Raw genomic sequence first — 21,646 nt, forward strand, 5'->3', positions numbered from 1 at the left:
TTATTTTTTAGGCTCTACTAATGATTTGCTTAATTTAACATTATATTAACACAAATCATGTGATTTATGTTCGATAGAAGTGATCGTTATATTGAATATATTATTTTTTAAGCTGCTTTAGAAATACTTGCTTAAAGTTTATATTGTTAATTTTTGGCTTGTTAATGACTTTATTAGAATTTTTTGAAATTTTTTGAAGACCCATAGGGTCTATATATTTGTAAACGCGTAGTAAGTCATTATCAAATTTACCTGATAGTGTAAGGGCTGCTTTATTTAAAAAGCATACTGTTTGTTGTTTTATTAACTAAATGGCTTTTAATCTTTTTGATCTTACATATTAAGTGTTACGTATGTTAGTGAATTAGTTATACGTAAATATGAGCGCGTGAAATTAATAAAACACTGTAAAAATAATTTTTAAGTCAAAGTGAATATTGTTTTTTTAGTGTTTTGATAATAAAAAATTATAATCTATTTGTGATGGGGGTTTCTGCGCGAGTAAGTTGAATACATTTTTTAGTTAATATAAAGATTTTTTTATATCTAAATGAAACTTCTTTAATTCAGGCTTGTCGTAGTGTTAGAAACTATTTTAGTTTGGTATTATTTTGCTATTAAATGGAAAATGTTAGTTATTGAATTATATTATTAATTTTCTCTTTTATGGGATTGAATTTTTAATAACTGACATTATTATCTCAATGTTAAAGAGAATAAAATTAACATTAATTAACAAAATATAATCACTTTATTTAAGAAAAAGCATTGGTTTTTTACGTCTTAAAAGTCATGTGCAGATAACTAATTTGTTATCTAAGTGCGAGTTTTTCATTTTGGACTATAATCTTAGTCTAATAAAGCATATGACATATTAATGACATATATGAAATTACTTTGTGTTTTTATCTTAATTTGATAAAGTGCTTTATTCAATAAAAAAAAGAGGTTGCCGAAGCAGCCCGGAAATTATGATAAGAATTGGCAATCTACTTTTGGGTTGTCATCTATATTAAATAAAATGGGTGCTATTATGTTAGAAAAAAGCTTAGTTGTGGGTGAATTCCACATAGATACAAGTCAAAACAGTTTAATTCACGGTAGTCGTAAAGTCTACTTAGGTCCTCTTCGTACATCACTTTTACATTTCTTATGTAAAAATGTGAATACAGTAGTGACTCGTGAAGATCTTGCTCAACATGTATGGGGACGTTTAGTGACAGACCATACTATCAACCAGCATATCTCACAGTTACGTAAAAGCGTAGGTACGTTAAGTATTCATGGTTTGAACATTTCTACTATTCCTAAACGTGGTTACATCGCTCGTATGGAAGGTTTAGGTGTTTCTGAAAATACTATGTCTCCTTTATCTCAAGGTGAAACTACAACCAATGCAATTACTAATATGAAAGTATTAGTGGTTGAAAGTGGTTCAGAAGATCGCATTCAATTAATCGAGCAACTAGAAGCATTAAACGTTTCATATGTTGAAGGTGTTGCTACAACAATCGAAGCTGAGCGTTCAGTTGCACTTCAAGATTTCGATTTAGTGATTGTTGATGCATTATTACCTGATGCTTCAGGTATCGAATTTATTAAATCTGTTCGTACTGGTCAAACTTCTGCATCAGCAGATATTAGTATTTTGAACACTCATCATGATGTTCAACGTGAACTACTAGGTTTAAACAGCCTATTAGACGTTCAAGGTTTATTATTAAAACCATTTGAATCTAGCCGTTTGAAACAAATGTTAATGGTTGCTAGTAAATCTAATGTTTTATTAAAACCACAAGCTGCATACGAGTTAGTACCAACTAACGTGATGGCTGCAGTAGAGCAAAAATTAGCTGCTAATTCTTAATTCGTCGCTGTTTTTTGATAAGCCTTTGCTTTTAGCAAAGGCTTTTTTTTGCTCAAATTTTAAGATCATTAGAAAGTCTTTACAGTGATTTGTCCAAATATCTAAGCAGGTTACTTGAAAGCTGTTTATACTCAGCTAACAGATTCAATGGAGGTGTGAAATGGAATTTGATTTTAAAAAAGATTATTTTAGTGACAAAGCAACGGTTAAATTATCAATGGGGCATGAGGCTTTTGGGACTTGGCTAGAGCAAGAAGGTCAAAGTAAAAAATGGGTTGAAGATCTACTTGTGGTGATCGGTCAACTTCAACAACGTAAAATAACTGAGTACAAATTAGCTGGAAGTGAATTCAATTTATATTTGACCATTGAAGAAGCTAAAATTAGTAACCATAGTTTACATGAATCAGATGATAGTTTAGAAGATGCAAATGAGTTGAGTTTTTACGATCAAGAAATTCAAGCTGAATGTGGATTAGAAGATTTCTTAAACTTACTTGAATCTTGGTTAGCGTTTATCTAAACCACATTAATGCATCATAATGATTACTTATATTTTTCTTAACGTTTTTAGCGTTGCAGTACTAAAGTCGCCATTCCTAGGAACGAGAACAAACCAATCACATCGGTGACCGTTGTCAGTGCCATTCCGCCTGCTAATGCCGGATCGATTTTATACTTATGCATCAAGAGCGGGATTGAAACACCTGCAATACCTGCTATTGATAAGTTGATAAACATAGCGCCGGCAATAATAAATCCAACTTGAATATCTCCCTTCCAAAGTACTACTGCGGTGGCAACTAAAATAGCCCAAATCATGCCATTAAGGACACCAATCGCGGCTTCTTTACCAATCAACCATCGAGTATTACTACTGCTTATATGACCGACAGCGATCCCGCGTATAACAAGTGCTAAAGTTTGATTCCCTGCGATACCACCCATACTTGGGACAATTGTCATTAACACGGCCAATGTCGCCATTTGCTCTAATGTGGCTTCGAACATATTTGAAACTGACGCGGCAATAAATGCTGCAATTAAATTAATTGATAACCAAACTGTTCTACGCTTTGCACTGGGCAAGATAGGAGCGAATGTATCTTCATCATCATCCATACCAGCCATACCCATCATTGAGTGTTCCGCATTTTCTCGAATGATATCAACAACATCATCGATGGTGATACGACCTAATAATTCCTTTTGATCATTGATAACAGGTGCTGAGATCCAATCGTGTCGTTCAAACAGTTTTACAATTTCAGATTCTTCCATTAACACTTTTAATGCTTCTGTTTTATCATCCATTACTTCACTGACCAAAGAATTGGGGTCAACGGTTAATAAAGTCGATAAGGGCACATCACCAATTAAAATATTATTTTCATCTACGACATATAAAGTATCAGTGGTATCGGGTAAAGAGCCTTTTAAGCGTAAATAGCGCAATACGACTTCAATGGTAACATCGGGACGAAGTGTAATGGTATCGGTGTTCATCATCGAACCCGCAGTGTCCTCAGGGAACGCAAGTGCAAGCTCAACTCGTTGTCTATCTTGTGCGTCCATCTGCTCTAGAACAGCTTGATAGACGTTATCTGGGATACCTCGTAATACATAGGCAAGGCCATCTGTTTCCATGCCCTCTGTTGCAGCGACAAGGTTCTCAGTGCCCATTAAATTAATGATGCCGTCTTTTGCATCTTCGTTGAGCTCTTCTAGAATTTCACCATGTTGATCATGATCTGTTAAATTCCACAGAACTTTACGGTTTGCTGGAGGAGAGGATTCTAATAAGAAAGCGACATCGCAGGCAGGCATTTTATCTAGAATACTACGAGCTAGTACAAACATCCCGCAATCTAGGGCTTTATTAACTTCTTTGAGTCTTAGTTGTGTACTATCGATTTCATTATTATCCATACTCAACCTTACTCTTCTTCTAGGAATTTATTTTCTATTAACTCTGTCACGGCAAGCATGGCTTGTTGAGCTTCTACACCTTTCGCTTCAATTTCAATCTCTTGTCCAAAACAAGTTTCTAGCACTAATAAACCCAATACGCTGCCAGCATCTGCTTGTTTATTATTATGAGTAATGGTTATTTGAGCATCAAATGCATTGACTAATTCGACTAATTTGATGGTTGCACGAGTGTGTAAACCAAGTTTGTTTTTTATTGTAATCGTTTGTTTAATTGTTTCCACAGGTCTTACCCTTTTAAGCATTTGTGTTCAATTTGTACTTTATATTTATGTTTAAAGCGGGCTGCAATTTGTTCTGTGACATAAACTGAGCGATGTTTTCCACCCGTACAACCAATGGCGATGGTGACATAATTACGGTTATTTTGTTCTAAATGAGGTAACCAAGTTAAAAATAAATTTTCAATATTAGTAATGGTTTCTTTAACTAACGGGAATCCATTGAGGTAATCTTGAATAACTTTATCTTGGCCTGTATAAGGTTTTAAAGCTTCTTCCCAGTGCGGGTTTGGTAGAAACCTAACGTCAAAAATATAATCAGCATCTTCTGGATGTGAGTATTTAAATCCAAAGGATTGGAAGATAATTAACAGCTCACTTTTACTTGAACCTTTTAAGTATATTTTAAGGTGCTCATTTAAGTTATGTACAGATAAAGCTGTTGTATCAATCGAAAAGGAAGCAAGATCTTTTAATGGAGCAAGCAATTCGCTTTCTAACTCTAATGCTTGAGATAATGATAATTTTTGTTTGGAGAGGGGATGTAAACGACGTGTTTCACTATAACGTCGGATTAATTCACTTGATAAAGCATCAATATAAATTATCTCTAGTTCGACTTTTTTTTGTAGGGAGTCAACTAAGTTTTTAATTTCATCAACTGCCGTAGGCATGTTGCGAATATCTAAGGTAATAGCGACTTTGTTATGCTCAGGATCGAGTGTTTCTACTACTTGTTCTAATAAGCGGTAAGGTACGCCGTCGATGCAGTCATAACCTAAGTCTTCGAGTACATGAAGGGCAATTGTTTTTCCTGAGCCAGAGCGACCACTTATAACAATTAATTTCATGTTAACTCCTATTATTTTACATAGTTAATAATTCGAATAGTTGTTCATTACTTTGAGCGCTACGTAATTGACGTAGGAATTGTTTATCTAACAATTTTTGGCTTATTTCAGATAAAGCTGCCAGGTATTTGTCGCATAAATCTTCAGGAACAAAAATAGCAAATAATATGTCTACTTTGTTACCATCGTATGAATCGAAATCAATTCCACATTCACATTGTAAAAATACAGCTGTAGCAGGTAACTCACTGGATATTTTAACATGTGGAAGGGCAATGCCAGATCCGACACCAGTAGAGCCAATTTTTTCGCGTGCAATTAAGCTTTCAAATAGTTCTTGATTATCTAAACCTAATTTCTCAGCTGCAATTTGACTGATTTTTTCCAATACACCTTTCTTACTACTACAAGGGACTTGGCTTAATACTGATTCTTTGTCTAATAATGTTGAGATTTTCATAATATTTATTACTGTATTTAATGAAGGCGCGAGTTTAGCAGGTTACTACTAAATGGCTATAGCTAATCTCAACTTTCTTAATATGAGTCAATCTTTACAACAGTTGTTTACGTTGATTTGAAGGCGGAATTCCGAGGGATTCTCTGTATTTCGCAATCGTTCTTCGCGCTACTTGAATTCCTTGTTCTTCAAGCAGTTGTGTAATTTTATTATCACTTAACGGTTTAGTTGTTAACTCCGCAGCAACTAATTTTTTGATCAAAGCGCGGATCGCAGTGGATGAACATTCTCCACCACCATCTGTCGCAACATGACTCGAAAAGAAGAATTTAAGCTCGTAAATGCCTCTAGGAGTATGCATAAATTTCTGTGTCGTGACGCGTGAAATGGTTGATTCATGCATTTCTACTTCAAAAGCAACATCGTTTAACACCATAGGTTTCATGGCTTCATCGCCATATTCAAAGAAAGCTTGTTGTTGTTGCACGATACAATTAGACACTTTTAATAAGGTTTCATTACGACTTTCTAAGCTTTTAATAAACCATTTTGCTTCTTGTAAGTGGCCTTTAATAAATTGCGAGTCAGTTTTGCTGATAGTGCCTTTACAAAGATCAGCATATTGTTTGTTGATTGATAAGTTAGGATCGCAATCTTGATTTAATGAAACACGCCATTGACCATTAATCTTTTTAACGTAAACATCAGGCACAATATATTGCGCTTCGCTGGTCTCTATTCCATTGCCTGGACGCGGCTCTAGGCTTTGAATTAAACGCATGATTTCTGCAAGTTGCGTTTCTTTAAATTTACTTTTTCTCGCTAATGTTCGGTAATCGCGATTACCTAATAAATCCATGTACTGTTCAAGTATTAAGATCGCTTCATCACGCCAAGGCGTCGTTGCCGGAAGTTGACGTAATTGTATTTGTAGACATTCTTGTGTGGATCGAGCCGCCACACCAAGTGGATCAAAATGCTGAATACGTTTAAGAACGACTTCAACTTCATCAAGCTCTAATTCTTCCAAGTCTACTTTTAAACTGTCTAAAATGCTTTCGCAATCTGTTGTTAAATAGCCAGAGTCATCAATAGAGTCGATGATCGCCATGGCAATAACTTGGTCTGTTTCAGTGAAAGGAGTGAGTTGCATTTGCCATAAAAGATGGTCTTGTAAAGACGTTGATGACTCGCCCTGATAAACCGTATCTTCGCCGTCATAAGCGACTGCATTTGAGCTTGTACCGGTAATTGGTGTTGATGTGTAAGATTCTTCCCACTCTTTTTCTGCAGGTAAATCGTCAGAAAACTCTTGCTGAGAAATTGCATCAGAGGTGTCAAGTTGGCTGCTGTCAGCTTCCTTCACTGACTCTTCTGTTCCCGTTTGATCGTCTTGTTCTAACAGCGGGTTTGAGTCTAGCGCGTTTTGAATCTCTTGTTGGAGATCTAAGGTTGAAAGCTGCAAGAGTTTTATTGCTTGTTGTAATTGAGGGGTCATTGCTAATTGCTGACCCATTTTCAATTGTAAACCTTGTTTCATCAAAACATATATTCCTAATAGGATGTCTTACTAACTAAAACAACAACGTTAATCTAAAGTTTAAATTCTTCACCTAGGTAAACGCGTTTTACATGATCATTTGCTAATATTTCGTCTTGGGTTCCGATTGCTATTATTTCACCGTGACTCACTATATAAGAGTGTTCACACACATCAAGCGTTTCTCGAACATTATGGTCAGTAATTAAAACACCTAAACCACGGTCACGTAAATGCTGGATAATATTTTTAATATCGATTACCGAGATAGGGTCTACCCCTGCAAAAGGTTCATCGAGTAAAATGAATTTAGGCTCAGTAGCGAGTGCACGGGCGATTTCTACACGACGACGTTCACCACCAGATAAACTCATTCCTTTACTATTACGGATATGCGTAATATGAAATTCTTCTAATAAGGTATTTAGTTTCTCTTCTCGTTGTTTTTGTGTCAATTCTTTCCGTGTTTGTAAAATACCCATTATATTTTCTGTTACCGTTAAACGACGGAAAATAGAGGCTTCTTGAGGTAAATAACCAATCCCTTTTTGAGCGCGAATATGCATAGGGTCGTTAGAAATATCTTCATCATCAATGACGATAGAGCCATGGTCTTGTTTTACTAACCCAACAACCATATAAAAAGAGGTGGTTTTACCTGCTCCATTAGGGCCTAATAAACCAACAATTTCACCTGTTTTTACTGTTAAGCCAACACCATTTACAACAGTGCGCCCTTTATAACTTTTAACTAATCCTGCCGCACGTAACTCAGCCATATTTATTCTTTTCCTACAGGAATGCTTGGTGTGTCTTCTGTGTTAGTTTCTTTTACGTTACTTTCTTCTTTACTGCTATCTTTTTCGAATTGCGATGGTAAAAAAACAGTTTTAACACGTTCTTGTTTCGATTGATCTGTGGTTACATTTAACTCTTCTGTTCCGATATAGTAAATGATTTTAGTACCTGTTATTTTACTATCTAATTGTTTTACTTGTGCATTTTCTGTTAATGTTATTTTACCCTGTGCTACATCATAACGAATAGTTTTTGCTTCTGCATCAAGTGGCTTTCCATCATCTTGAATTTGGTGGAAAGAAGCAACATTTCCTTCAGCAATCATTATCTCATGATTTGGCTCAGTTCCTCGAATCACAGTCAACTTATCCGCTGTGATTTTAATTGAACCTTGAGTTAATAGCACTTCATCAGTAAAGGTTAACGTATTCGTTTTTAATTTTGCATGTTGTTTTACTGAAGAAACATGAATAGGCTGATTAAAATCTGATTCTAACGCCGCACCATAAGGGGAGATAAGGGTGATGGCCATTAGGGCTGCTAATTTATTTAGGTTCATTAAAGTATACCGCTTTTATATTCGAGTTTAATTTCATTTCTTTGGTCGCCAATGACACCCACATACCTACACCTTCTTGGCGTATTTGTGGCCCTGTCCAAATGACTTGCAATTCTGTTGTCACTTCTTGTTTATCAAGTTGCACAATTGCTTTGTCTGTTTTCATTTCTTGTACTATTTCATTTTTAGTCAAATTTTCAATTATCACACCTTCAGACAGTAATAATTTGTTTTTGTTCTCTAACGTACCTTTTGTACTGGTTAGTTGCCAAATAGTGACGTTGCCAGTCTCTTTATCTTTTGTGTGAACAACGACTCTTGGTAATTCAAATAATGTAATGTCATCTTCAGGATAACTGATCATCTTATCTGCGAAGATTTGATAATCATTAAAACCCGATGCGTCATAATGATTGCTTAATACTTCATTCGCTATATAAGTTGGGTGATGCTCTGTAAAATTTGGAACTTGTACTTTTGGGATGATGTATACCCAAATAACAAAAGCCGCCAGTAAAGCAACAAAAGGAATAATTTGACGTTTATTCATTTATTCGCTTTTACCTTGTCTAAAAGAAAGTTGACCATGACATTGTAAAAACAAATCACACACTTCACGTACTGCTCCAAAACCGCCTTTAATATTTGTAATTAAATCGGCTCCTTGAATTACTAATGGATGAGCATCATTTACCGCAATGCCTAATCCTGCGATTTCCATAACGGGTAAATCGACAACATCATCACCAATATAAGCAGTTTGATCTGCTGTTAGATTTAACTTTTCAAGTAAAGATTGATAAACAGTTAGCTTGTCATCTTTACCTTGAAAAATATGTTTGATGCCTAAGGCTGACATTCGATTTTCAACGATATTAGATTGGCGACCAGTGATAATGGCAACGTCAATGCCTTGTTGCATAATCGCTTTAAGCCCAAAGCCATCTTTAGTATGAAATGCCTTTAATTCTTCACCGTCATTACCAAGATAAATACGACCATCGGAAAACACGCCATCAACATCGCACACAAATAATTTTATTTTTTGTGCTCGTTCAAAGATGTCTGAACTCACTTTTCCATAGGGGGTATCGATCATTTATCCGCTCTTTTTATCGTAAATCGTTATTAAACCGTAAAAATATCAAAAAGCACGTATTATGCCAATGTTGTTTGAATATTTTATTTCTAATCATAACAAGACAATTGATGATTAAATAGGTTAAACATTACTTAGAACTCGATTAAGCTCATAATTGTTAAAGTAATTACAAAAGAACATTTGTGAGATAAGCTTTTAACCTGTAATTTTATCCTTATAGAGTCTGTATCAAGTTAAATCGCTGAAATATTCACTTTGCTCAGATTCTATTTGCCTTTCTCGTTTGAGTTATTAAACTGGCTTATCATTTTGTTAGAGAGTTTTACTCATGTCTACAACACACATTACGATTAATAATCTTAAATTTTCTCGTCAGCAGAATCTTATATTCGATAATCTGGATATGAAATTTGAACGAGGAAAAATAACTGTTGTTTTGGGACCAAGTGGGATCGGTAAAACGACATTATTAAAATTGATTGGTGGACAAGTACCGGTTGATCAAGGTGAAGTCATATTTAATGATGTTTCAATTCACGAATGTTCTGAAAAAGTACTTTATGAAACGCGTAAAAAAATGGGAATGCTTTTTCAAAGTGGTGCCTTGTTTAATGATCTCAATGTTTTTGAAAATGTCGCTTTCCCTTTAAGAGAACATACTAAAATAGATGAAAAGCTATTATCTACAATAGTGCTAATGAAACTACAGGCAGTAGGGTTACGCGGAGCGAAAGATTTATACCCCTCACAACTTTCAGGCGGAATGGCAAGACGTATTGCATTGGCTCGGGCTATTGCCTTAGATCCAGAAGTGATACTGTACGATGAGCCTTTTACAGGGCAAGATCCCATTTCCATGAATGTGTTATTAAAATTAATAAAACAATTAAATGAAACCTTGGGGATCACATCTGTGATCGTATCTCATGATGTTAACGAAGTACTGTCGATTGCAGATAATGTTTATGTGCTCGCTGAAAATAAAATTATTGCACAAGGCTCTGTTGAAGAAGTATTAGCAGAAAAAGATAATGCTTTATTACAACAATTTTTAGCGGGTGCTGTACAAGGTCCAATACCATTTCATATGCCTGCTGACGATTATCAAGCAGACCTTAAAAAGGTAAATAAATAATGCAAGTATTGATGCATACATTCCAATCGATTGGGCACTATTCATTACAAAAAATGCAAGGCTTAGGTTTAGCAGTGTTAATGTTGAAAAGAACGCTGTTGACTAAACCTCATCCGAAACTATTTCATTTATTTATTGCCCAAATGTACCATATCGGTATTTTGTCTTTACCTATCATTATGACCTCTGGGTTATTTATCGGCATGGTATTAAGCTTACAAGGTTATTATGCTTTAGTAGATTACGCAGCGGAGGAAAGCTTAGGTAGCTTAGTTGCTCATTCGTTATTGCGCGAACTCGGGCCTGTTGTTGCTGCACTTGTTTTTACAGGACGAGCAGGATCTGCGCTAACTGCTGAAATAGGCTTGATGCAAAGTACTGAACAAATTTCTAGTATGGAGATGATGGCTGTTTCTCCATTTAAACGTATTATTGCGCCTCGCTTAATTGCAGGTATTATAGCGCTACCTTTATTAACGCTAATATTTAATGTTATTGCTATTTGGGGTGGTTACCTCATTGGTGTGAGTTGGTTAGGTGTTGATGGTGGGGCATTTTGGTCTGTTATGCAAAATAGCGTTGGCTTTTCAGCTGATGTAATGAATGGCATGATTAAAAGTGTTGTATTTGCTTTTATTATTACTTGGGTTGCACTTTTTAATGGTTTTCATGTGGTGCCTAATCCACAGGGGATCAGTAGAGCAACAACAAAGTCTGTAGTCACTGCTTCTCTACTTGTGTTAGGCATGGATTTTTTACTGACTGTTTTTATGTTTGGAGGTTAAAGTGTCACAACGAAAATTAGAAATCTGGGTTGGATTATTTGTTAGCGTAGCAATCGTTTCTTTTGCTGTGTTGGCATTTAGCGTGTCAGGCTTATCTCTCAAAGGTGAAGGCGATAATTATTATTTAGAAGCAAGTTTCACTAATATTGGCGGTCTAAAACCAAGAGCACCTGTCAAGTTAGGCGGAGTGGTGGTTGGTCGTGTTGATTCTATTTATTTAGATAAAGAAAATTATACGCCTGTGGTTAAAATGTCGATGCTTGAAAGCCAAGGTTTTTATCCAGAAACGTCTTCTATGGCGATCCTAACCTCAGGTTTGTTAGGTGAACAATATATCGGTTTAACGCCAGGTTTTATTGATGAAGGGATTGATATGCTAGGCGATGGTGACATTGTTGAAGATACTAAGTCGGCTTTAGTGTTAGAAGATCTTATTGGACAATTTATTTACTCTATTAATAAGGAAGATTAATGCGCTATATTACTGCTTTTTTTGTTCTTTTATGTTCATTATCTTTTCCATTGGTCGCGGCCGATAATGAACTGACAGACCCTAATCAAACGTTAGAATTATTGTCATCAAATACCTTCGCTCGTTTAGACAAAGAAAAAAACAGGTTGGAAAGTGAGCCAGAATATATAAAAGTGATCATTGAAGAGGAACTTATTCCTTATTTTGATTACAAATACGCCGCTTATAGTGTACTTGGACCTAATTTAAAAAAGACAACATCAGAACAGCGTAGTCAGTTTGTAGATGCTTTTTATGAGTATTCAATCAATGCTTATGGACATATTTTGTTGAATTATAATCAACAAACATTAACCATACTGGGTAATAATAATTTTAAGGGTAAGAAAGTTGTTAGTATTCCTGTTAGAATGCAGGAAAATACTGGGCAAATAACTCAACTTAGTTTTAAATTACGCAAAAATGCGAAAACCGGCGAGTGGAAAGTTTTTGATGTAATCGCTGAAGGCGTGAGTATGTTAGATACAAAACGTTCTGAATTTAGTGCGTTAATCCAAAGACAAGGGATTGATGAGTTGATCAAGTTATTAAAACAAAAGAATAGTGAATTTTCTTCATGAGTAATGAGATACTATTCGGCCAAGATTTAATGCTAGCTGATTTTAGTCAGCATATTCATCCAGCAATTAAATCATATGAAACAATTAAAAGTATTGATTTGTCGCAGCTAAATAATATTGATTCAGCGGGTGTCGCTTATTTAGTACAAATTAAAATGCAATATCCTGAATTATTGTTGAACAATGCTTCTGCAAAATTACGGGTTTTAGCCGAGTTATATGGCGTAGAACATATTTTTATCAATAATGGTTAGTTATGAATACTGAAATAATTAAAGAAAAATTAGAACAAGCTTTAGCATTAGATGTTTGTATTGTTAAAGGTGAAAGTGGTACTTTTCAAGTGATTGCTGTTAGCGAAATGTTTATTGACATGAGTCGCGTTAAAAAACAACAGACTATCTATGCACATTTATCCGATGAGATTGCAAGTAACGCGATTCATGCTTTAACAATTAAAGCATTAACGCCGGATGAATGGCAAAAACAAAAACATTTTATTTAGTAGGTTAATAGGAATTTTCATGGGTCAATTTATTATTCAAGGTGGCTGCCAGTTAAATGGTGAGGTAACTATTTCAGGCGCTAAAAACGCTGCATTACCGATATTATTTGCTACTTTATTGTCTGAAGGTGATATTACCTTAAACAATGTGCCGTTATTAAAAGATATTGCTACCACAATCGAATTATTAAAAGAGTTGGGGGCAACGGCAAGTCAAGATCAGCATGTTGTAAAAATTAATGCTAAAGCTGTTAAAAACTACACTGCATCTTACGAATTAGTAAGAAGTATGCGTGCTTCTATCTTAGCGTTAGGTCCTTTAGTTGCTCGTTTTGGTAAAGCAGATATTTCATTGCCTGGTGGCTGTGCTATTGGTGCTCGTCCAGTTAATCTACATATTCACGGCCTAGAACAAATGGGTGCAGTGATCAAAGTTGAAGATGGTTTTATCAAAGCACGTGTCGATGGACGTTTAAAAGGTTGTCACCTTTATATGGACCTTGTTAGTGTAACTGGTACAGGTAATTTGATGATGGCTGCGGCATTGGCTGAAGGTGTAACTACCATTGAAAATGCAGCTAAAGAGCCTGAAATTGTTGATCTTGCTAACTTCATTAATGGCATGGGTGGTAAAATCACGGGTGCAGGTACTGATACTATCACTATCGAAGGTGTTGAGACGTTAGGTGATTGTACTTACCAAGTACAACCAGACCGTATTGAAACAGGTACTTTCTTAGTTGCTGGTGTTGTAAGTGGTGGTAAAGTTCGTTGCGTGAAAACAGACCCTACATTGCTAACTGCTGTTATGTCTAAGTTAGAAGAAGCAGGCGCATTAGTTACGTCAGGCTCTGATTGGATTGAAGTTGATATGACAGGGCGAACATTAAAGTCAGTTAATATTACAACGGCACCACATCCAGCTTTCCCAACGGATATGCAAGCTCAATTTACATTATTAAACACAGTGGCACCTGGTACAGGACGTATTAAAGAGAATATCTTTGAAAATCGTTTTATGCATGTGCCTGAATTAATTCGTATGGGCGCTAACATTGAACTAGATGGTAATTTAGCTATTTGTGGCGATGCAGATAAATTAAGTGGCGCAACAGTAATGGCAACGGATTTACGTGCGTCAGCAAGTTTAGTTATTGCTGGTTTAATTGCACAAGGTGAAACCATTGTTGATGAAATTTATCATATCGATCGCGGTTACGAAGCGATTGAAGATAAACTGATTCCATTAGGTGCAAAAATGAGACGTGTAGAGTCTTAATTAAAACTCGAAAGCCTTAAAACAAAAAAAGAAAGCAACAGCTTTCTTTTTTTATGTCTGATGTTCTAGTAAGTAAAGTAGATAAGCTATTTAGCGTGATTGTTATTAAAACTATTAACCTTGAAACTCGCCAATCACGACTTCTAGCTCTTTTTCTTTTCCTGAGCGTAAAACGGTTATTTTAGTTTTTGTTCCTGGTGTGATCTTGGCGATTTTATCCATAGTCACAATTAAGTTAACCGCATCTTGCCCATCAACTTTTAAGATAATATCGTTTTTTCGCATACCTGCTTTTTGTGCAGGTCCACCATCAGAAATGCTTTTCACAATAATGCTATTCTTCGCTTCTAGTCCCCATAATCGGGCTAATAAAGGATCAAGGTTCTCTGCTTGAATGCCTAAAGAGCCTCGAATCACTCGGCCATATTTTATTAAGCTTTGCATAACATGATTGGCTAATTGATAAGGGATAGCAAAACTAATCCCATAAGTCACATTTTGGGCGCCAGTATGGAACTCAGAAGTATTAATACCTACTAATTCACCTCGACTATTAATTAACGCGCCACCAGAGTTTCCTTCATTAATAGCTGCATCGGTTTGAATAAAGTCTTGGCGACCTGTTGCGCTTAATCCACCACGCCCTGTGGCACTGATAATACCTTGAGTAATGGTTTGGCCAAGATTGTAAGGATTACCGATTGCTAATACAGCATCACCGACTTCAGGTGTGTAATTAGGGTTTTGTGGAATAACCGGAAGATCTTCACCATCAATATGTAAAACTGTAAGATCGGTTATTTGATCGCTCCCCACGACAGTGGCTGTAAATAAACGCCCATCTTGTAAAGCAATTAAGATTTGATCTGCTTGAGAGATAACATGGTAATTGGTAAGTATAAATCCACGTTTATCTAAAATAATACCTGATCCTAACCCCGTTGGTTGTAGCTGTTGTTTAGTGCCTACACTTGAATCGATATATTGCTGTGAGTAAATGTTTACAACTGCTGGAGCTGATTTTTTGACTGCTTCTGAATAACTTATAATTGCAGGTAAATAAGAGGTCTTATCGGTTGCGCTCTTATAAATCTTTGGAGTTAAAATAAAAATGGCGCCAAGAAGTATCCCCCACAAAATAGGTTTCATTAAATAATTGAAATAGTTCTTTAGCTTCATATTCATATATTAATGTGAGAAAAAAGAAGTCTAGTATATAGAAAAGTGACCTGAGGAGGAAAGATAGTTTTAATTAAGTTAGTGTTTAAGCAAAAAAAAACATCGCTTAAAAGCGATGTTTTTTTATTCAGCTTTACTAGATTGCTATATTAGCAATCTAAAGTATTAAGCAATTACATGTACAGAAGAAGTGTTTGTTGTACCAGAGCTTACTAAAGCACCTGCAACGATAACTACTTTGTCACCAGCAACGACTAGACCTTGCTCTTTAGCGAAGTCCATACTTAGTTTGTAGAAAGCTTCCATTGTTTCTTGTTGCTCAACCACTTTAGCAGAAACACCTTTAGTTAATGCTAACTGTTGACGAGTCTTAGCATTGCTTGTTAGCGCTAAGATTGGAGCAGATGGGAAGTATTTACGTAATGAACGTGCAGACTTACCTTCGCCAGTAGCAACAATGATTAATTTAGCATCAAGTTGTTCTGCGTTATCAACAGCACCGCTACATACCGCTTCAGTGATACGTAAAGTTGACTTTCTGTCATCTGTTTTAGCATTGATAGTTTTATCAGTACGTGCACAGATAGAAGCCATGATTTCAACTGCTTCTGCAGGGTATTTACCTTTAGCAGATTCACCTGAAAGCATTACCGCATCAGTACCATCGATGATTGCATTTGCAACATCACCCGCTTCAGCACGAGTTGGGCGAGGGTTTTTGATCATTGAATCAAGCATTTGTGTTGCAGTAATAACAGGTTTACGTGCAGCGTTTGCTTTTTGGATCATCATTTTTTGTGCGAAGATTACTTCTTCAACAGGAATTTCAACACCTAAGTCACCACGAGCAACCATGATTGCATCAGAAACTTCTAGAATTTCGTCGAAGTTATCAACGCCTTCTTGGTTTTCGATTTTAGAGATGATTTGGATGTTTTCGCCGCCGTTTGCTTTTAATAGCTCACGGATTTCTAATACGTCTTCTTTCTTACGAATAAATGAAGCAGCAATGAAATCAACTTGTTGTTCACAACCAAATACTAAATCGCCTTTATCTTTTGGAGATAGTGCTGGTAATTGAACTTTAACGCCAGGAAGGTTAACACCTTTGTTTTCGCCTAGCTCACCCGTGTTCATTACTTCACAAACAACGTTAGTACCAGAGATGCTTTTAACTGTCATTTCAATTAGACCATCGTCTAATAAAACAGTGTTACCTACCGCAAGATCTTTACCTAAATCTTCGTAAGTTACTGCAACGATAGTATTGTTACCCACAACAGATTGGTCTGTAGAAAGTGTAAATTCTTGACCAGCTGTTAATAATACGTCATCACCATTTTCTAATTTTACTGTGCGGATTTCTGGACCTTTAGTGTCTAGAAGAACAGCTACATTTTTACCTGTTTCTGCACAAATTTCGCGGATACGTGTAATACGAGTTCCATGTTCAACGAAGTCGCCATGTGAAAAGTTAAGACGCATAACGTTCATACCTTTATCAACTAATTTAGCTAACATCTCTTTTGATTCTGATTTTGGACCTATCGTACATACAATTTTAGTTTTTCTCACCGTCTTTTCTCCAATAGTGATTGTGCTATTTTCTTACAAGTTTAATTAAAAAAATTACATTTATGTTTAATGGCGCATATTTTACAAGAAATTGTGGAATAAAAAATGATTTATAATCAATAAAGTTCAGTTAAATGCATATTTAAGTGATTTTTTTACATTTTTACTTGGAATTTAGTCCAACATGAGATAAATCGGTCGATTATTACGCATAATATTTAACGCTCTCATACTTTTAATGTTTTTATATGCTGTAATAAGTTGCTCTTGATTGCTAATTCGAGTGCGATTGATAGCAATAATGACATCTCCTTGCATTAAACCAATGCGATCTGCCATTGAGTTTGGACTCACTTTGACAACATTCACACCAACAAACCTTTGATTGGTTTCTGAATCGCTTAATGTTGCCCCTTCAAAAACAACAGGTAAAACAGAATGGTTTGATGCCGTTGTATTTCCGCCTAATACCACTTTAATAGTTTTAGACTTATTATCTTGAATAGCTTGTAAAGAAACTTCTTTACCCGCGCTCAAGGTGCCTATCTTAGCACGTAATGCAGAGAATGATTTTATTGGTGTTCCATTAACTGCTGTGATCACGTCGCCAGCTTTTAATCCTGCTTTATCTGCGGCGGAGTTTGGTGTGACTTGGTAAATAAATGCACCGTGCGTGACTTCTAAATCAAAGCTCTTAGCAAGATCGGGAGTGACTTCTCCTCCTTTTATACCTAATATTCCGCGGCGTATTTCGCCAAACTCTAATAATTGCTGAGTGAGGTTTTTAACCATATTAGCAGGAATAGCGAAGGCAATCCCTATATTCCCACCATTAGGGCCTAAGATGGCAGTGTTAATGCCGATCAACTCACCATTTAAATTAAGTAATGCGCCACCTGAATTACCACTATTAATAGCAGCATCCGTTTGAATATAATTTTCTAAATTTTGCAAGTTCAACCCACTTCTGCCTAGCGCGCTGACGATTCCTGAAGTAACTGTTTGACCTAAACCAAAAGGATTACCAATGGCGATAGTAAAATCACCGACTTGTAACTTATCTGAATCTGAGAACTTAATCGCAACTAAAGGGCGATCACTCTGTATTTGCAGTAGGGCAATATCACTTTGCGGATCTTGTCCAATCACTTTAGCTTTGTATTGATGCCCAGATACTAGGCTAATTGTAATTTGATTCGCCTTTTCTATGACATGATAATTGGTAATGATATAACCTTTATCAGCATCAATGATCACACCAGAGCCTAACCCTGAAAAACGCTGAGCTCCTTGGTTTAAGCTTGCGCCTGATACTGAAATATTCACCACCGCAGGGCTTACTTCTTTAATTAAAGGCGCTAAGCTTGGCAGCTTCTCTCCTTTAACGGCGGTTGGTAATGCTGCGAATGAAGACACACTTGTAAATATAAGTATTAAAAAAAATAAAGGACGTGTGATGATAGCCATTTTTGCTCCTTACTATATTAAGTTCAAATCATGTAGCCAGCCAAAAAATAGCGAACTAGATCCGTTATATAAAATGGCCGTGAACATCCGATGGGGATATCTCATCTAATTTTCAATTATCCATCCACTTTCATTTTGTGAAACAGATTACACATTTTAAATGTAGATGCATAATTTATTAATACACTCAATTGCATTTTAGATACTGCATTTGCATCTTGAATGATAACGGGTATTAATGCTTAAATAGAGGTCAATTTACTGACTTATTAAGACAACATTGTGACGACACCTTTATCTCGATATCAAGCTGATTTATTAAAACCTAACTTTTTTGAAGACGACGCACAATTACAAGCGATCACTATGTTGCAACGCCTGTATGATGATTTATCAAATGCTAAGACTCAATCGGTTAAAAAAAGTTCATTATTACAGCGTGTATTCGGTAGTAATAAAAAAGCTAAAACTAGCACACAGGGATTGTATTTTTATGGTGGAGTAGGACGAGGGAAAACTTATCTTGTTGATTTGTTTTTTCATAGCCTTGAGAGTGATCGTAAACAAAGATTGCATTTTCATCACTTTATGTTGCAAGTTCACCAACAGCTAACCTTATTGCAAGGACAAGCGAATCCTTTAAAAGTAATCGCAAAACAATTTGCTGAAAAAACTGATGTTATTTGTTTTGATGAATTTTTTGTTGAAGATATTACCGACGCAATGATCCTCGCGGGTATGTTTGAAGCTTTATTTGAAGAAGGTGTGGTATTAGTCGCAACCTCTAATATTCATCCTGATAATTTATATAAAAATGGTTTACAGCGTGCGCGATTTTTACCTGCCATCGATTTAATTAACCAACATTGTGAAGTGTTTAATTTAGATGGAGGAAAGGATTATCGACTAGGGCGATTGATTGAGGCTGAAATCTATCATTACCCTCTGGATGATAATGCCTCTGTTCAAATTAAAGAGTCTTTTGAAACATTAGCCACTGGTGATAAACAATACGGTGAAATCATCACGGTTAATAATCGCGACATTAATACCGTTGCAACGAGTTGCGATACATTAAGCATCGAATTTAATGATTTATGCGATGGGCCTCGTAGTGTGCATGATTATATTGAGCTCGCTATTTTATATCGCACTGTATTAATTGCTAATATCCCCAAAATGACCGATCAACATAATGACTTAACAAGACGTTTTATCGCTTTAGTTGATGAATTTTACGATCGTAATGTCGTATTAATTATGTCTGCTGAAGTGGATGTACTTGCCTTGTATGAAGGTGAAAGGCTCGCCTTTGAGTTTCAACGTTGTGTTTCTCGCTTATTAGAAATGCAAAGTAAAGCCTACTTAAGTCAAGCTCATCATATCGATATATAAGTGCTGTTGATAAAGTTGTTCATAAAGTTGCAATAAAGGGGTGATCTCTGAGTCATTCTTCTGTATAATTTCGCCGCCCACGTTATCCACCTCCCCAATTGTTATGGTGGATCTGTTTACGCTAGACGTATTCGAAGGGATACGGAAAGGCGAAAAATACATTTTTGGCTGCAATTTATGTAGTCATATTTTTTTTAAATCATTAATTTGGGTATAACTTAATGAAAACTTTTGTTGCAAAACCAGCTGAAGTAAAACGCGACTGGTTCGTAGTTGACGCTGAAGGAAAAACACTAGGTCGTTTAGCTACTGAAATCGCTTTACGTTTACGTGGTAAACACAAAGCTGAATACACACCTCACGTTGATACTGGCGATTACATCATCGTTATCAATGCTGAGAAAGTTACTGTAACTGGTAACAAAGCTAAAGGTAAAATTTACTACCACCACACTGGTTTCATTGGTGGCATTAAAGCAATTAGCTTTGAAGACTTAATCGTACGTGCTCCTGAGCGTGTTATTGAAAAAGCTGTAAATGGTATGTTACCACGTGGTCCTTTAGGCCGCGCAATGTATCGTAAATTGAAAGTTTATGCTGGTTCTGAGCATCAACATTCTGCACAGCAACCACAAGTTTTAGACATCTAATAGGAATATAAAACAATGGCAAATCAATACTACGGCACAGGTCGTCGCAAAAGCTCTACAGCTCGTGTGTTTATGAAAGCAGGTAGTGGTCAAATCACTATCAACAAACGTAACTTAGATGAATACTTCGGTCGTGAAACTGCATGTATGGTTGTTCGTCAACCATTAGTGTTAGTAGACTCTGCTGAGAAATTCGACCTAAACATCACTGTTAAAGGTGGTGGTACAACTGGTCAATCTGGTGCAATCCGTCTAGGCATCACTCGTGCATTAATGCAGTTTGATGAATCTCTACGTTCTGAATTACGTGGCGCAGGCTTTGTAACTCGTGATGCTCGTAAAGTTGAGCGTAAGAAAGTCGGTTTACATAAAGCACGTAAACGTCCACAATTCTCTAAACGTTAATTTTCGTTTTTCGAATTGCAAAAAAGCCCAGTTTTTACTGGGCTTTTTTTTGCTTGTTTTTTAAAGGTTAGCACTCTATTGTTAACCCATTAAAATAATTACAGGGAGAATGCCATGTTAACTGAAACTATGGTTGAAAAGTTAAATGAACAAATTAATCTAGAGTTTTATTCTTCAAATCTCTATCTGCAAATGAGCGCTTGGTGTGAAGATAAAGGCTATGAAGGTGCTGCAGAAATGTTACGTAGTCACGCGGCAGAAGAAATGGAGCACATGAACCGTTTATTTACTTATGTAAGCGAAACAGGGGCATTACCTATTTTAGGCTCTATTGATGCGCCTCCTTACGGATTTAAATCGTTAAAAGAAGTCTTTCAAGAAACTTACGAGCATGAATGTTTAATCACCAAGCAAATTAACGAATTAACACATGTTGCATTTACAACGCATGATTACTCAACGTTTAACTTTTTACAGTGGTATGTTGCAGAGCAACACGAAGAAGAAAAACTATTTAAAGGTATTTTAGATAAAATCGATTTAGTTGGCGAAGACGGTAAAGCGTTATATTGGATTGATAAAGACCTCGCTGAGATTGCAAAAACAGGTGCGACGTCAATAATGGATTCAGCTGTTTAAGCATTAAATTTGTGTTTGTTTTCACAAAGCAGGGCAATTCTAATGAGAGCATGGTCAATTAAGCCATGCTTTTTTGTATTTCCCCCTCAAAAGTAATGTTAATGGCTTGTAAATAGAGGCCTATTTCTTTAAAATTCAGCGAGTTTTTATACA

Annotated in this window: 25 protein-coding genes; 13 read left to right on the top strand and 12 right to left on the bottom strand. The window is 36.0% G+C overall.

The features are described 5' to 3' along the window. The first annotated feature begins 1,033 nt into the window (after window positions 1-1,033). Both E2R67_RS07405 and E2R67_RS07410 read left to right on the top strand, forming a co-directional pair. The gene (locus E2R67_RS07405; RefSeq protein ID WP_134290290.1) at window positions 1,034-1,867 is read left to right on the top strand and encodes a winged helix-turn-helix domain-containing protein; all 834 of its coding nucleotides are present in this window, start codon (window positions 1,034-1,036) and stop codon (window positions 1,865-1,867) included. 160 nt (window positions 1,868-2,027) lie between these two features. Next, window positions 2,028-2,390, top strand: coding sequence for a YacL family protein (locus E2R67_RS07410; protein WP_134290291.1), 363 nt, complete (start codon window positions 2,028-2,030; stop codon window positions 2,388-2,390). Window positions 2,391-2,437: 47 nt separating this feature from the next. Here the strand turns inward: E2R67_RS07410 and mgtE are convergent, their stop codons facing one another. The 9 genes from mgtE to kdsC form a co-directional block, all read right to left on the bottom strand. Then, window positions 2,438-3,796: a magnesium transporter gene (gene mgtE / locus E2R67_RS07415; protein WP_134290292.1), complete on the bottom strand. Its 1,359-nt coding sequence runs from the start codon at window positions 3,794-3,796 to the stop codon at window positions 2,438-2,440. Window positions 3,797-3,804: 8 nt separating this feature from the next. Then, complete coding sequence (locus tag E2R67_RS07420; protein ID WP_134290293.1) at window positions 3,805-4,080, bottom strand: HPr family phosphocarrier protein; 276 nt, start codon at window positions 4,078-4,080, stop codon at window positions 3,805-3,807. A 5-nt stretch (window positions 4,081-4,085) separates the two neighbouring features. Continuing rightward, window positions 4,086-4,928 (bottom strand): RNase adapter RapZ, encoded by an 843-nt coding sequence (rapZ, locus tag E2R67_RS07425; protein ID WP_134290294.1) that lies wholly within the window; start codon window positions 4,926-4,928, stop codon window positions 4,086-4,088. A 16-nt stretch (window positions 4,929-4,944) separates the two neighbouring features. Next, complete coding sequence (gene ptsN, locus E2R67_RS07430; RefSeq protein ID WP_134290295.1) at window positions 4,945-5,388, bottom strand: PTS IIA-like nitrogen regulatory protein PtsN; 444 nt, start codon at window positions 5,386-5,388, stop codon at window positions 4,945-4,947. Between the two features lie 94 nt (window positions 5,389-5,482). Then, window positions 5,483-6,928: an RNA polymerase factor sigma-54 gene (locus E2R67_RS07435; RefSeq protein WP_134290296.1), complete on the bottom strand. Its 1,446-nt coding sequence runs from the start codon at window positions 6,926-6,928 to the stop codon at window positions 5,483-5,485. 53 nt (window positions 6,929-6,981) lie between these two features. Next, window positions 6,982-7,707, bottom strand: a complete 726-nt coding sequence (lptB, locus tag E2R67_RS07440) for an LPS export ABC transporter ATP-binding protein (protein WP_134290297.1) — start codon at window positions 7,705-7,707, stop codon at window positions 6,982-6,984. A gap of 2 nt (window positions 7,708-7,709) precedes the next feature. Beyond that, window positions 7,710-8,285, bottom strand: coding sequence for a lipopolysaccharide transport periplasmic protein LptA (lptA, locus tag E2R67_RS07445; RefSeq protein ID WP_134290298.1), 576 nt, complete (start codon window positions 8,283-8,285; stop codon window positions 7,710-7,712). Then, window positions 8,272-8,835, bottom strand: a complete 564-nt coding sequence (lptC, locus tag E2R67_RS07450; protein WP_134290299.1) for an LPS export ABC transporter periplasmic protein LptC — start codon at window positions 8,833-8,835, stop codon at window positions 8,272-8,274. Before lptC ends, lptA begins: the two co-directional genes overlap by 14 nt. Beyond that, the gene (gene kdsC / locus E2R67_RS07455) at window positions 8,836-9,384 is read right to left on the bottom strand and encodes a 3-deoxy-manno-octulosonate-8-phosphatase KdsC (RefSeq protein WP_134290300.1); all 549 of its coding nucleotides are present in this window, start codon (window positions 9,382-9,384) and stop codon (window positions 8,836-8,838) included. It lies immediately after the preceding gene. Between the two features lie 331 nt (window positions 9,385-9,715). Between kdsC and E2R67_RS07460 the strand changes: the two genes are divergently transcribed. The 7 genes from E2R67_RS07460 to murA are packed head-to-tail and all read left to right on the top strand — an operon-like array spanning window position 9,716 to window position 14,183. Beyond that, window positions 9,716-10,522, top strand: coding sequence for an ATP-binding cassette domain-containing protein (locus tag E2R67_RS07460; protein WP_134290301.1), 807 nt, complete (start codon window positions 9,716-9,718; stop codon window positions 10,520-10,522). After that, on the top strand, window positions 10,522-11,307 hold the full coding sequence (gene mlaE, locus E2R67_RS07465) for a lipid asymmetry maintenance ABC transporter permease subunit MlaE (RefSeq protein ID WP_134290302.1): 786 nt from the start codon (window positions 10,522-10,524) through the stop codon (window positions 11,305-11,307). The genes E2R67_RS07460 and mlaE overlap by 1 nt, the downstream gene beginning before the upstream one ends. 1 nt (window position 11,308) lies before the next feature. Continuing rightward, window positions 11,309-11,779, top strand: coding sequence for an outer membrane lipid asymmetry maintenance protein MlaD (gene mlaD, locus E2R67_RS07470; RefSeq protein WP_134290303.1), 471 nt, complete (start codon window positions 11,309-11,311; stop codon window positions 11,777-11,779). Beyond that, complete coding sequence (locus tag E2R67_RS07475) at window positions 11,779-12,399, top strand: MlaC/ttg2D family ABC transporter substrate-binding protein (RefSeq protein ID WP_134290304.1); 621 nt, start codon at window positions 11,779-11,781, stop codon at window positions 12,397-12,399. Before mlaD ends, E2R67_RS07475 begins: the two co-directional genes overlap by 1 nt. Continuing rightward, on the top strand, window positions 12,396-12,653 hold the full coding sequence (locus E2R67_RS07480) for an STAS domain-containing protein (RefSeq protein WP_166739341.1): 258 nt from the start codon (window positions 12,396-12,398) through the stop codon (window positions 12,651-12,653). The genes E2R67_RS07475 and E2R67_RS07480 overlap by 4 nt, the downstream gene beginning before the upstream one ends. Before the next feature lie 2 nt (window positions 12,654-12,655). Continuing rightward, a complete protein-coding gene (locus E2R67_RS07485) occupies window positions 12,656-12,904 on the top strand; it encodes a BolA family protein (protein ID WP_134290306.1) in 249 nt (82 codons plus the stop codon). Window positions 12,905-12,923: 19 nt separating this feature from the next. Beyond that, window positions 12,924-14,183, top strand: a complete 1,260-nt coding sequence (murA, locus tag E2R67_RS07490) for a UDP-N-acetylglucosamine 1-carboxyvinyltransferase (protein ID WP_134290307.1) — start codon at window positions 12,924-12,926, stop codon at window positions 14,181-14,183. Between the two features lie 114 nt (window positions 14,184-14,297). Here the strand turns inward: murA and degS are convergent, their stop codons facing one another. From degS to E2R67_RS07505, 3 genes are all read right to left on the bottom strand, one after another. Beyond that, window positions 14,298-15,362: an outer membrane-stress sensor serine endopeptidase DegS gene (gene degS / locus E2R67_RS07495; RefSeq protein ID WP_134290309.1), complete on the bottom strand. Its 1,065-nt coding sequence runs from the start codon at window positions 15,360-15,362 to the stop codon at window positions 14,298-14,300. A 165-nt stretch (window positions 15,363-15,527) separates the two neighbouring features. Further along, the gene (gene pykF, locus E2R67_RS07500; RefSeq protein ID WP_134290310.1) at window positions 15,528-16,937 is read right to left on the bottom strand and encodes a pyruvate kinase PykF; all 1,410 of its coding nucleotides are present in this window, start codon (window positions 16,935-16,937) and stop codon (window positions 15,528-15,530) included. Between the two features lie 174 nt (window positions 16,938-17,111). Further along, on the bottom strand, window positions 17,112-18,404 hold the full coding sequence (locus E2R67_RS07505) for a DegQ family serine endoprotease (RefSeq protein WP_134290312.1): 1,293 nt from the start codon (window positions 18,402-18,404) through the stop codon (window positions 17,112-17,114). Between the two features lie 279 nt (window positions 18,405-18,683). Between E2R67_RS07505 and zapE the strand changes: the two genes are divergently transcribed. From zapE to ftnA, 4 genes are all read left to right on the top strand, one after another. Beyond that, window positions 18,684-19,799: a cell division protein ZapE gene (gene zapE, locus E2R67_RS07510; RefSeq protein WP_445177033.1), complete on the top strand. Its 1,116-nt coding sequence runs from the start codon at window positions 18,684-18,686 to the stop codon at window positions 19,797-19,799. 221 nt (window positions 19,800-20,020) lie between these two features. Continuing rightward, on the top strand, window positions 20,021-20,449 hold the full coding sequence (gene rplM, locus E2R67_RS07515; RefSeq protein WP_028867510.1) for a 50S ribosomal protein L13: 429 nt from the start codon (window positions 20,021-20,023) through the stop codon (window positions 20,447-20,449). Between the two features lie 15 nt (window positions 20,450-20,464). Beyond that, the gene (gene rpsI, locus E2R67_RS07520) at window positions 20,465-20,854 is read left to right on the top strand and encodes a 30S ribosomal protein S9 (protein WP_134275642.1); all 390 of its coding nucleotides are present in this window, start codon (window positions 20,465-20,467) and stop codon (window positions 20,852-20,854) included. Between the two features lie 114 nt (window positions 20,855-20,968). Further along, window positions 20,969-21,493, top strand: coding sequence for a non-heme ferritin (gene ftnA, locus E2R67_RS07525; RefSeq protein WP_134290314.1), 525 nt, complete (start codon window positions 20,969-20,971; stop codon window positions 21,491-21,493). The last annotated feature ends 153 nt before the right edge of the window (window positions 21,494-21,646 follow it).

Source organism: Psychromonas algicola, from assembly GCF_004378355.1.
Taxonomy (GTDB): domain Bacteria; phylum Pseudomonadota; class Gammaproteobacteria; order Enterobacterales; family Psychromonadaceae; genus Psychromonas.